General features: G+C 66.1%; 11 protein-coding genes. 6 read left to right on the plus strand and 5 right to left on the minus strand.

Annotated elements, in window-relative coordinates; genetic code table 11:
* Positions 1–21 precede the first annotated feature (21 nt).
* Together DYZ14_RS20855 and DYZ14_RS20860 are read left to right on the plus strand one after the other, a co-directional pair.
* A complete protein-coding gene (locus tag DYZ14_RS20855; protein ID WP_154722477.1) occupies positions 22–294 on the plus strand; it encodes a hypothetical protein in 273 nt (90 codons plus the stop codon).
* Between the two features lie 142 nt (positions 295–436).
* Complete coding sequence (locus DYZ14_RS20860) at positions 437–622, plus strand: DUF1059 domain-containing protein (protein WP_154722478.1); 186 nt, start codon at positions 437–439, stop codon at positions 620–622.
* A gap of 118 nt (positions 623–740) precedes the next feature.
* On the opposite strand, the gene DYZ14_RS20865 is transcribed toward DYZ14_RS20860, so the two are convergent.
* From DYZ14_RS20865 to DYZ14_RS20875, 3 genes are read right to left on the minus strand one after another with little or no spacing between them, the layout of a single operon-like run.
* Entirely contained in the window at positions 741–1,997 is a 1,257-nt protein-coding gene (locus tag DYZ14_RS20865; protein ID WP_154722479.1) for a CCA tRNA nucleotidyltransferase, read from the minus strand.
* A complete protein-coding gene (locus DYZ14_RS20870; protein WP_154722480.1) occupies positions 1,994–2,626 on the minus strand; it encodes a CoA pyrophosphatase in 633 nt (210 codons plus the stop codon). The genes DYZ14_RS20865 and DYZ14_RS20870 overlap by 4 nt, the downstream gene beginning before the upstream one ends.
* Positions 2,623–3,246, minus strand: coding sequence for a DUF1285 domain-containing protein (locus tag DYZ14_RS20875; protein ID WP_154722481.1), 624 nt, complete (start codon positions 3,244–3,246; stop codon positions 2,623–2,625). The genes DYZ14_RS20870 and DYZ14_RS20875 overlap by 4 nt, the downstream gene beginning before the upstream one ends.
* A gap of 160 nt (positions 3,247–3,406) precedes the next feature.
* Between DYZ14_RS20875 and DYZ14_RS20880 the strand changes: the two genes are divergently transcribed.
* Genes DYZ14_RS20880 through DYZ14_RS20895 form a run of 4 tightly spaced genes read left to right on the plus strand, consistent with a single transcriptional unit; the run spans position 3,407 to position 10,239 of the window.
* Complete coding sequence (locus DYZ14_RS20880) at positions 3,407–4,420, plus strand: AAA family ATPase (protein ID WP_154722488.1); 1,014 nt, start codon at positions 3,407–3,409, stop codon at positions 4,418–4,420.
* 23 nt (positions 4,421–4,443) lie between these two features.
* Complete coding sequence (locus DYZ14_RS20885) at positions 4,444–5,364, plus strand: DUF58 domain-containing protein (RefSeq protein ID WP_154722482.1); 921 nt, start codon at positions 4,444–4,446, stop codon at positions 5,362–5,364.
* Positions 5,361–8,168 (plus strand): DUF4159 domain-containing protein, encoded by a 2,808-nt coding sequence (locus DYZ14_RS20890; RefSeq protein WP_154722483.1) that lies wholly within the window; start codon positions 5,361–5,363, stop codon positions 8,166–8,168. Before DYZ14_RS20885 ends, DYZ14_RS20890 begins: the two co-directional genes overlap by 4 nt.
* A 1-nt stretch (position 8,169) precedes the next feature.
* Positions 8,170–10,239, plus strand: coding sequence for a hypothetical protein (locus DYZ14_RS20895; protein WP_154722484.1), 2,070 nt, complete (start codon positions 8,170–8,172; stop codon positions 10,237–10,239).
* A 258-nt stretch (positions 10,240–10,497) separates the two neighbouring features.
* Here DYZ14_RS20895 and DYZ14_RS20900 read toward each other — a convergent pair whose 3' ends face one another.
* Both DYZ14_RS20900 and DYZ14_RS20905 read right to left on the minus strand, forming a co-directional pair.
* Entirely contained in the window at positions 10,498–10,731 is a 234-nt protein-coding gene (locus tag DYZ14_RS20900) for a hypothetical protein (RefSeq protein WP_154722485.1), read from the minus strand.
* A 43-nt stretch (positions 10,732–10,774) separates the two neighbouring features.
* On the minus strand, positions 10,775–11,662 hold the full coding sequence (locus DYZ14_RS20905) for a hypothetical protein (RefSeq protein WP_154722486.1): 888 nt from the start codon (positions 11,660–11,662) through the stop codon (positions 10,775–10,777).
* Positions 11,663–12,005 lie beyond the last annotated feature (343 nt).

Raw genomic sequence — 12,005 nt, forward strand, 5'->3', positions numbered from 1 at the left:
ATTTCATGGAGGATAAGTGCGATGGCATATCAGAGCAGCATTCCACCCCAGCAATCCACCACCAGCCGTCTGGCATTCGACAAGCCCGAACTCATCGACCGTCTTGCCGAGAAACTGAGGGCGACGAGTGACGTCGACCTGCCCCACGCCTATTTCGTCGAGCAGGTCCGCCTTGGGCTGGCCGGTCGCGATCTGGCGGATCTTGCCGCCGCCAATCATGTCGACGGCGCTTCGCGCCGACCTCCGCCGCAAGTCAGCGGCTCGGTGTTCCGCGCCTGGGCCATGCCGGAATAGGCAGCCTCGGGGCCGACTGCAACAGCGTGAAAAAAGCCGACGCCAAGCGCCGCCGCTGCACGCTTGGCGTGTTCCGCTTGGCCTAACTGGCGTTTCATGATATGTTTTCAACTGTTGAACCCAGTCGAAGAGGAGATGCGACATGAAGCAGTTTGAATGCGGTTCACTGGTTCCGGGCTGCCCCTGGCACACCCGCGCCGAAGAGGAGGCCGAGGTCGTCCGACGCGCCGTCGAACACATGCGCACAGCGCACGGCGAGACGGTCATCCGCGAAACCATGGTCGACAATATCAAGGCGCGGATCACCGATCAGGCTCAGGCCGCCTGAAAATTCGCTGCATCCGGCGCGGGCCGGACAGCCCATCAGGAGCCGGCAAAAACCGGAAATACGACTTCAATTCAATAACATAGAGGCAGAAAGAGACTCTCTTTCGCAACGACTTGAATCACTTCCTGATGAGATCATCGAGCCGGGCGAGCAGTTTCGCCCGGTCGAAGGAAAAGTTGGAGCCGATCCACGTCTCCTCGAGCCCTTTCAAGGCTTCGCCGACCTTGGGGCCCGGAGCCAGCCCCGCGGCCAGCACATCCGCGCCGCTCAAGGGAAAGACCGGCCGCTCGAATTTCTCCGCCCGTGCCAGAAGCGCCGACAGGCGCCCGGTCTTCGTCATCGCCTTCGGATCGACCCCGGCTTGGGCGCGGGCCTGCGCCAGATCGATCTTCAGCGAAGCGATCACGCCGTCCTTGCCAAGGCGATAGAGTTCCCGGTCAAAGGCCGCATCCGTCACCTCGCCGTTCGGCCTCGGCGCCCTGGCAAAGCGATCGAGGAAAGCGGCCTCGGCGTTCGACAGGCGCAGTCGTTGCGCAAGGGCCGCCAGCCGCTCGGCGTCCTTGGGCACGATCGCGGCAAGCCGCAGCATCGGCTCCGGCTCCCATCCGAGCGACTGCTCGGCGGCGACCAAGGCCGGAATCGCATCGATTCCCCATTTCTCCGTTTCGGGCAGAATGGCCCCGAGCACGCCGGACTGGCGCATCCACAACAGCGCACGGCCCGGATCGCTGGCTGCGAGAAGCTTCTTCGTCTCCGCCCAGACCCGCTCCGCCGAAAGCGTCGCCAGCTTGTCCTTCGCCCGCGAACAGGCCTTCAGGCCCGCCGGATCCGGACGCCCGCCGCCGTAATGGGCAAAGAAGCGGAAGAAGCGCAGGATCCGGAGATAATCCTCGGCGATCCGCGTGTCGGCGTCGCCGATGAAGCGCACCGTCTTCGTCTCGATATCCGGCAGTCCGCCGATCAGGTCGATCACCTCGCCGTCCGCCCCGACATAGAGCGCGTTGATCGTCAGGTCGCGCCGCTCGGCGTCCTCCTGCCAATCCTCGCCGAAAGCGACCTTGGCACGCCGGCCGTCGGTCTCGAGGTCGCGGCGAAGCGTGGTCACCTCGAAGCCCTTGCCGTCGAGCACCAGCGTCACCGTGCCGTGTTCGATCCCGGTCGGCACGGCTTTGATGCCGGCAGCCTTGGCCCGCTCCATCACCGTCTCGGGAGGAAGCGTGGTGGCAAGGTCGATGTCGGCAACCGGCAGCCCCATCAGGCTGTTGCGCACCGCCCCGCCCGCCACCCGTGCCTCGCCGCCGTCGGCATTGAGCAGCGCAAACAACCGCTGCAAAGCCGGATCGGTGAACCAGGTCTCGTTCGACAGGTTGGTCATGCATAGAGCCTTTCATAAAGCGTGCGGATGATCCCGGCGGTAATGCCCCAGATTTGGCGCTCGCCATAGGGCATCACGTAGAAATGCCGGACGATCCCCTGCCATGTCCGGCTGTCGCGCTGGTGATTATCCGGATTCATCAGGAAGGACAGCGGCACTTCAAACACCGCATCCACCTCGTCGGGATTGGGCTCGATGACGAAGCCGCGCTTGACCACCGAGAGCACGGGCACGATGCGAAAGCCCGTGCCGGACAGATATTGCGGCAGCCGCCCGACCGTCTCGACGAAGTTCGGGTCAAGACCGATCTCTTCCCTCGCCTCGCGCAGGGCCGCCACCTCCGGCGACAGGTCGCCCTCGTCGATGCCGCCGCCGGGAAAGGCGATCTGGCCGGAATGTTTTCGCAGCGTCGCCGTCCGCTGGGTGAGGATCACCTTTGCCCCGTCCGGATCGTCGACCACCGGCACCAGAACGGCGGCGTCCTTGAGCTTCAGCCCCTCGACCTCGAGCAAGCTCTGCGGATTGAGCACATGGTCGCCGTGATCGCGCCAGGCATGCTCGATCGGAGCTCCGATCTGGTTCAACGCCCGGTGGCGGAAGTCGGCGGCGGAATAAATGTCGACGCTCATTGCGCCAGCCGGTCGAGTTCTGCCGCCGGCATGACCGGAAAGATCGCCCCGCCCGAGCGGACCGAAAACATCTCGACCCCGTCGATCTCGATCGTCTGGCCCTGTTCCACCAGTTCATACATGACGGCGCGCGACACCAACGCCTCCAGCCGCCCACGCACATGCAGATAAGGCTTCAGCTCGTGGTTCTCGCCATGCACGACGAAGCGCAGCGCATGGTCCGGCCCGGCCTCCACCACGTCGCCGACATTGGTGCGGAAGGTCATGACCTTTTCGCCGTCACGCCCGGTCACGCTCATCTCGACGGCGAGAAACGGTGCATCCTCGACGCGGATGCCGACTTTCTCCACAGGCGTGACGAGATAGGTCTTGCCGTCCTCGTCCTTGCGCAGCACCGTCGAGAACAGCCTGACCAGCGGCGCGCGGCCGATCGGCGTGCCCATGTAGAACCAGGTCCCGTCGGCACGGATCTCCATTTCGATATCGCCGCAAAAGGGCGGTTCCCAGCGCTCCACCGGCGGCAGGCTCGGCTTGCCGCCGGCCGTCTGAGCGGCCGCGCGCGAAATCATCGCCGCCAATCCCGCCGCATCCGTCGTCGCCTTCAAGGTGTCGCCTGCCATCTTTGCGTCCCGGTTGGTGCCTAATCAGTGCTATGTCACGAGATAGTCATTCGAAACGCGCTTGTCAGCCGCCCTTTGGGGAATAAGTTAGTTGCATGTGCCGTCATCGGGAAGACCAGTTCCGATTCGCCGGCGCGGGCGAAACCAGATGGAGAAGACCATGGGCCTGATGCCAACCCCGGATGCCGCCCTCGACGAAAAGGCCATCATCGAAGCCGCCGAAAAGGCCCTGGCCGACATTGCCTCGGTGCGCCAGGCGGTTTCCAGGGTCATCTTCGGCCAGGAAAAAGTGGTCGAAAACACCCTGCTCGCCATCCTCTCCGGCGGTCATGCTCTGCTGGTCGGCGTGCCGGGCCTTGCCAAGACCAAGCTGGTCAACACGCTCGGCACCGTTCTCGGCCTCGACGCCAGCCGCATCCAGTTCACCCCCGACCTGATGCCATCCGACATTCTCGGCACCGAGGTGATGGACCAGGACGAGAACGGTCGGCGCTCCTTCCGCTTCGTCAAGGGACCGGTCTTTGCCCAGTTGCTGATGGCCGACGAGATCAACCGCGCCAGCCCGCGAACCCAGTCCGCGTTGCTCCAGTCGATGCAGGAATACCAGGTGACGATCGCCGGGCGGCCCTATGACCTGCCCGCCCCCTTCCACGTGCTCGCGACCCAGAACCCGCTGGAGCAGGAAGGCACCTATCCCCTGCCCGAGGCCCAGCTCGACCGCTTCCTGCTGCAGGTCGATGTCGGCTATCCGGAACTGGCCGCCGAACGGCAGATCCTCTTGGAGACCACCGGCATCAGCGACCAGAAGGCGGTCGGTGTGCTCTCCGCCGAACGGCTGATCGAGATCCAGAAGCTGATCCGCCAGATGCCGGTCTCCGACGGCGTCGTCGACGGCATTCTGTCCCTCGTCCGCTCCGCCCGTCCCGGCCATGGCAATGCCGAAACCGACAAGGCGGTCGCCTGGGGTCCCGGCCCCCGCGCCGGTCAGGCGCTGATGCTCTGTGCGCGTGCCCGCGCGCTCTACGAAGGCCGCCTCGCCCCCTCGATGGACGACGTCCATGCGCTCGCCGAACCCGTTCTCGAACACCGCATGGCGCTCACCTTCGCCGCCCGCGCCGAGGGCATGTCGGTGCGCGACGTGATCGCCGGACTGGTGAAGCAGGCACGCGGCTAGAAACCCGGAAGGATCGCGGACACGTGGCAGCCATCGGCCAGATCGTCGAGCAGACCCCCGCCGGGGACGCGCTGACCCGCGCCCGCCAGCGCGCCAGCCTCGTGCCCGATTGCATGGTCGAGGCCCACCGCATCGCCAATACGGTGATTGCCGGCTGGCACGGACGGCGCAAGCGCGGCATCGGCGAGAATTTCTGGCAGTTCCGCCCCTATTCCGAAGGCGAAAGCTTTGCCCGCATCGACTGGCGCCGCTCCGCCCGCGACGACCACACCTATATCCGCGACCGCGAATGGGAGGCCGCCCACACCGTCTGGCTCTGGGCCGATCTCTCGCCGTCGATGATGTACAAGTCGACGCTGGCCCCGGTCTCGAAGGAAAGCCGCGCGCTGGTGCTGATGCTGGCGCTCGCCGAAATCCTCGCCCGCTCCGGCGAGCGCATCGGTTGCCCGGGCGTCATGGAGCCGGTTTCCGCCCGCAATGCCGCCGAACGCCTGGCGACCGCCATCCTGCATACGCCGCTGATCAATGGCCTGCCGGACACGACGATGATCCGCGGCTCCAGCGACATCGTGCTGATCGGCGACTTCCTCGACGACGCCGACGCCATCATGGAGAAGATCGCGCCGCTCGCCCGGCGCGGCCTGCGCGGCCACGTGGTCGAGATCGCCGATCCGGCCGAGGAAAGTTTCCCCTATGCCGGCCGCACCGAATTTACCGATCCGGAGACCGGAGAGAAACTCGTCTCCGGCCGCGCCGAGGGCCTGCGCGACGACTATCGCCGCGCCTACCTCGCCCGCCGCGAAAATCTCGGCGAACAGCTTCGCCGTCTCGGCTGGAGTTTCGTCCACCATTCGACCGACCGCCTCGCCTCCGAAGCACTCGTCGCGGTCCATATGTATCTCTCCGGCACCCCGCCGCTCATCAGCCGGAGCACAGCCCCATGAACGCCCTGCCGCTCGCCTTTGCCGCACCCGCCGTGCTGATCGCGCTGGCCGCCCTGCCGCTCATCTGGTGGCTGCTGAAACTCACTCCGCCGCGCCCGAAGACCGAAGTCTTCCCGCCGCTGCGCATTCTCGCCGGCGTGCTGAAGCGTGACGAAACGCCCTCGAAGAGCCCGTGGTGGCTGACGCTGCTGCGCATGATGCTGGCGGCGCTGGTGATTTTCGCGCTCGCCGACCCGGTGCTCAATCCGCGCAATGCTTCGCTCTCGACCGACGGCCCGCTGGTTCTCGTCGTCGACAATGGCTGGGCGACTGTCGCCGACTGGGAGCGCCGCGTCGCCACTGCCGAAGCGCTGATCGGCGATGCGGACGATCGCGACCTGCCGGTGTCGATGACATTTACCGCCGACGCCAGCCATGACGCGGTGCCCGCCGGCGCCGCGGTGGCACTGGAGAAACTGCGCGCCGCAAGCCCGAAGCCGCTGCGCCCGGACCGCGCCCGTGCGTTCGAGGCCCTGAAGGCAGCCCTTGACGGCACGCCCCCCGGCACGCTGGCGGTTCTAGCCGATGGCATCGCCGTCGATGACGAGGAACGCCTGATGACGGAGCTCTCCGCGCTCCAGCCGGCACAGCTTCGGCTGATCCAAGGCGACAACGCCGCCGCGACCGCCATCACCGGCGCATCGAACGGCGCCGACGCCCTCACCGTCACCCTGTCGCGCCTCGACGGCCGCGCCGCGCGGAGCCTGATCGTCGACGCTCAGGACCGCCAGGGCCGCGTCATCGCATCGGGTACCGTGGATTTTCCCGCCGGCGAAACCGAGGCAAGCGGTCAGGTCGCCGCCCCGTTCGAGCTGCGCAACGACTTTGCCCGCCTGTCGATCGCCGGCCTTGCCACGGCCGGCGCGACGCACCTGCTCGACGACGGTTTCCGCCGCCGCCGCGTCGCGCTGATCTCGGGCGATACGGGGGACGCTTTCCAGCCGCTGCTTTCGCCGCTCTACTATATCGAGCGGGCGATCGCGCCCTATGCCGACCTGATCAAGCCCGGCATCGCCGATCTTGCCGTCTCCTTGCCCGAAATCCTCGCGCAGAAGCCATCTGCCATTGTGCTGGCCGATATCGGCCGCCTGCCGGAAGCGGTGTACGAACCGCTGCAGGCCTGGATCACGGGGGGCGGCACGCTCATCCGCTTTGCCGGGCCTCGTCTTGCCGCCGCCCCGGTCGGCGATCCGCTGGTGCCGGTCATCCTGCGCCAGGGCGAACGCGAACTCGGCGGCGCGCTTTCCTGGGCCGAGCCGCAACCGCTCGCCGACTTCCCGAAATTCGGCCCCTTTGCCGGCATGCCGAGGCCGGAGGGCGTGCTGATCAAGCGCCAGGTGCTGGCCGAACCGACCCCGGATCTTGCCGAGCGCACCTGGGCGAGCCTTGCCGACGGCACGCCGCTCGTCACCGTCCGGGAAAACGGCGCCGGTCGCACCGTGCTCTTCCATGTCAGCGCCGAGGCGACCTGGTCGGACCTGCCGATCTCCGGCGAATTCGTCGAAATGCTGCGCCGGGTCGTGCAACTGGCGCGCGCCGGGACGGCAACAGCCAATGCCGATCCGTCCGCCAAGGCGACGCTCGCTCCCTTCCGCCTCTTGACCGAGCGCGGTGCGCTGACCGCTGAACCCGGCAATGCCCGCCCGCTCGAAATCGGCCCGGCCCGGCCGGCATCGGCGACCTTCGACAACCCGCCCGGCCTTTACGGCACCGAGGACGGCTTTGCCGCGCTGAACCTTCTGCCCGCCGGCGCCGAACTGAAGCCGCTCGACATCACCGCCCCGCTGCCGATCGCCCGCGAGCCGCTGGCCGGCACGGCGGCCACGCCCTTGAAGCCGGTGCTTCTCTCGATCGCCTTCGCGCTCCTGGTGATCGACAGCCTGATCGTGCTGTCCATGGGCGGCGCCTTTTCCCGCATGCCGCGCCGCACCGCCGCCGCGTCCGTCGTGGCACTCGCTTGCCTCGTGCTCTTCGCGCCGGGCGACCGCGCCTTGGCCGACGACGCCAAACCGGGTGACGACGTCATCCTCGAGAGGCTCGACAATACCCACCTCGCCTATGTCGTCACCGGAGAGGCGGAGGTCGACCGCCTGTCGGAACGGGGACTGGCCGGCCTCACCGACTTCCTCACCTACCGCACGACGCTGGAGCCGGCCCCGCCCGTCGGCCTCGACATCAGCAAGGACGAACTGTCCTTCTACCCGATCATCTTCTGGCCGATCTCGGCGACCGCCCCCATGCCGTCGTCCGCCGCCATCAGCCGGATCGACGCCTATATGCGCGCCGGCGGGACCGTATTGTTCGATACCCGCGACCAGTTCTCCGCGCTTGGCGGCGACAACGGCCCGAGCCCCAATGGCGAGCGGCTTCAGGCGATCCTTGCCAATATCGACATTCCGCCGCTGGAACCGGTGCCGGCCGATCATGTGCTGACGCGCGCCTTCTACCTCTTGTCCGGCTTTCCCGGTCGCTACACCGGCAGCCCGCTTTGGGTCGAGGCGCGCCAGGAGGCCAGGACCTCCAACAGCGGCGTCGCCTCCACCGGCGACGGCGTTTCGCCGATCCTGATTACCGGCAACGACATTCTGGGCGCCTGGGCGATCGACGACAACGGCGTCTCCATGCTGCCGACCGTGCCGCCGGACGAAATGCAGCGGGAAATGTCCTTCCGCTCCGGCGTCAACATCATGATGTACATGCTGACCGGCAACTACAAGGCCGATCAGGTGCATGTTCCCGCCCTCCTCGAACGGCTGGGGCAGTGACATGACACTCCACTTCGCCCCCTTCGTTCCCTGGTTCGTCCTTTTGGCGCTTGCCGTGCTGGCGCTGATCCTCGCCACGGCGGGTTTCGCCCGCGGCGTGCGGGGAACCGCTATCCGCCTTATCGCCTCCGTCGCCGTGCTCGCGGCACTCGCCAATCCGCTTCTGATGCAGGAGGACCGCGAGGCGCTGTCGACCGTCGTGCCGGTCATCGTCGACCGCAGCCAGAGCCAGGAAACGCCGGAGCGCGTCGCCCAGACCGACGCCGCGCTCGAGGGGCTGAAGGACCGGCTCTCGCGCTTTGCCCGCATCGAGCCGCGAATCGTCGAGGTCCGCGATCCGGCCACCTCCGACGCACCCTCGACGCGGCTGTTCGAGGCACTGGCCTCGGCCATATCTGATGTGCCCCCGGCCCGCATCGGCGCCGCCGTCTTCATCACCGACGGCCAGGTGCACGACATTCCGGCTGCCGCCGAGGCGCTCGGCTTCAATGCCCCCGTGCACGGCCTTTTCACCGGCAAGGCCGACGAGTTCGACCGCCGCATCGAGGTGCTGCGCGCGCCGCGCTTCGGCATCGTCGACGAGGACCAGGAACTGACCTTGCGCGTCTTCGACGACGGCCGCCGCACAGATACCCCCGCCACCGTCACCGTGCGCATGAACGGCGAGGAGATCGCCACGCTCAATGCCACGCCCGGTGTCGAGACGACCTTCGGCTTCAAGGTGCCGCGCGGCGGCAACAATGTGCTGGAATTCGCCGTCGCCGCCACGCCCGGCGAGGTCACCGAGGTCAACAACAAGGCGATCCACCTGATCGAGGGCATCCGCGAGAACCTGCGCGTGCTGCTGGTCTCGGGCGAACCCCATGCCGGCGAGCGCGCCTGGCGCAACCTGTTGAAATCCGACGCCGCCGTCGACCTGGTGCATTTCACCATTTTGCGCCCGCCGGAAAAGCAGGACGGCACGCCGATCAACGAACTGTCGCTGATCGCCTTCCCGACGCGCGAACTCTTCGTCGAGAAGATCAACGATTTCGACCTGATCATCTTCGACCGCTACCAGCACCGCGGCGTGCTGCCGATCCTCTATTACGACTACATCGCCGAATACGTGAAGAAGGGCGGTGCCCTGCTGATCGCCGCCGGCCCGGAACATGCCGGCGAGGATTCGATCGCGATTACCCCGCTCGCCTCCGTGCTGCCCGCCGCCCCGACCGGCAACATGCACGAGGCGGCCTTCTATCCGCGCCTCTCCGACCAGGGCAAGCGCCACCCCGTCACCCGCGGGCTCGACGGCTCGGCCATCGAGCCGCCGCAATGGGGCCGCTGGTTCCGCAGCGTCGACGTCGACCCGCCGCGCGGCGAAACCGTGATGACCGCCGCCGACGGCCGCCCGCTTCTGGTGCTCGACCGCGCCGAGGAAGGCCGCGTCGCCATGCTGCTCTCCGACCAGGGCTGGCTCTGGGCCCGCGGCTTCGAAGGGGGCGGGCCGCATGTCTCGCTCTATCGCCGCATCGCCCACTGGCTGATGAAGGAACCGGAACTCGAGGAAGAGGCGCTGAAGGCCCGCGCCAGCGGCCGCACCCTGGAAGTGACCCGCCAGACGATCGCCGGCGACCCGGGTGCCGCCACCATTCGCACGCCGTCGGGCAAGACCGAGACGCTGGCACTCACCGAGATCGCCCCCGGCCTCTATCGCGGCGAAAAGCGCATGGACGAGACCGGCCTCTTCACCATCGCCAACGGCGAATTCTCCACCCTCGTCCATGTCGGCGCGGTCGATGCGCCCGAGTTCAAGGCCATGGTCTCGACGCTCGACACGCTGAAACCGATCGCCACCGAGACCAAGGGCCACCTCGCCCGCCTCGACGACGGCAAGGGGTCTCTTCGCCTCCCCGACATCCTCCCCGTCCGCGGCGACGTCCGCATCGCCGACGACCGCCGCCTGCTGGTGCGCCTGACCGACGAGACGGTGCTGAAAGGCGTGAACACGCTGCCGCTGTTTGCCGGTTTTGCCGGGCTCGCGGTGCTGCTGCTGGCGATGTCGGCGACGTGGTGGCGCGAGGGGCGGTAAGGCGAACCGCGTGGAACAGAGTTCGTCCCGCTAACGCTCGATCATCTGCACGCATCGGACCCCGCCCCGCGGAAGGTGGGGATGACCGATTTGGGGCCGTTAGCGGACTGACTGGTTGTGGCGTCCACCATCGACTTGCGGACCTTCATCTCGGTGCGCCAAGTGGCAATTCCAGACATGGACGACTGCTGTTGCGCGGCCCTACCGGGAATTGTTGAAGCGGCGGTGAGGCGGCGAACGCCGCACCACCGCCTGTCCTCACTTGGCGACGGGTTTTGCCGATTGGACCAGTGTGTGGGTCGCCTCGCCGCCGATTGCGACGCAATCGTCAGCGGACTGAGCCAGAACAACAATGTCCTTCACCTTGCAAACGGTGCCTACGCCGACGTCTTCGGTGCCTATCATGGGGCTGTTGGGGATCCAGCCGGACATGCCGGCAAATGCCGAGCTCGTCGAGGCGGTCAAAAAGAGTCCGATCAGGATGGTCTTCATTTCGTTTACTCCTTGGGTTGAAGGTTATGGCTGCCAATTGCGGTCAGTCATGCAGGACAATCCGCGTCAGCAGAGCGTCAGGATCATGCGTCGTCGGCTGCTGCGCGCACGACAGCGGATCCAATCCCGCCTGCAAAATCGCCGATTTCTGAGGATCACAGATAGCGATCGCCGCAGTATGTGTTTGCGATGCCGCAAGGTCTGCGGCTTGTTGAAATGTGCCGCGACCGACAGCAATCGACTGCGCCAACTGCTGGGAATAAAGGGCGATCGATCGGTCCGCGGCGAAATTGGCAAACTGGGAGGCCGCGGCGGAGACGATGACCGCTTCCGCGCGGGTCGCGTCGTTTAGCGGATGAGCTTCGATGAACAAGGGCGTGACGGCGCCGGATTCGCAGGCATCGAGAATGAAGATCACTTCCCCAGCCGCCAAGGCGTGCACCCAACCGGCGAAATCGCTGGCCATGATCCAATCGCCCTCAGCAACGGCAAACCTAACCGCGGCCGGCTTTTCCTTGGTCCACAACACGAACACGTCGTTGTCGGGCCCCACCTCCGCGGTTGGGTCGAGAGCGCCGGCGTGCATGTTTGCATAAATAATCAGCCGGTCATCGGCGCCAAGGCCGCTCAAACCCGCAAAAACCGCCTTCAGACCTTCGGTGGTGGCCGCGGCATTCACAAGGGTGGTCACATTCCTGTCGTCTATGCCGAGACGTTCGACCAAGGCCGCCTCGATGGCATCCACGCAGCGGCGGCAGGCCTGTGTATCCACTGGTTTCCACGGGGGACAAATGCCGATCGCCACCAGATGCGTCGTCTCGATATTTAGACCTTCGGCCCGCACCCCAGTCATCAGTATGACGGCTACGGCCGCGCCGACAATTAGGCCGAATATCGCCGCGGATCGAGGGTTCACACCTGAAAAAGGCATTTAAAACATTCTATTTGTTTGCGAATTTCCACATGAAACCTGCGCCGAGAATATTAACAATTCCCTTTGCGTCGATCCTTGACGCTGACCTTTTTTGACGGCGGGAACTCAGGGGGGCGTTGAGCATCGGCCGTTCGATCTCGCTCTGAATCCCTTCTGGTGTTATCGCCTGATCCCGAAGTCTCGAGCAACGCTTAGCTTGGAAACTCTTCGAGGCCACCAACCGGATGCTGGAGGCGGCGGCCTGGGGACGATGTCCGGTTTTGGCGGCCAACCTCAGTGGCTGGTAATGACCCAGTTGGGGGCGCAAATCTGCCGCCAGTCATACTGCCCTCCCACCTGC

Origin of the sequence: Ciceribacter sp. T2.26MG-112.2, assembly GCF_900492205.1 — a bacterium.
In the GTDB taxonomy this organism is placed as follows: domain Bacteria; phylum Pseudomonadota; class Alphaproteobacteria; order Rhizobiales; family Rhizobiaceae; genus Allorhizobium; species Allorhizobium naphthalenivorans_A.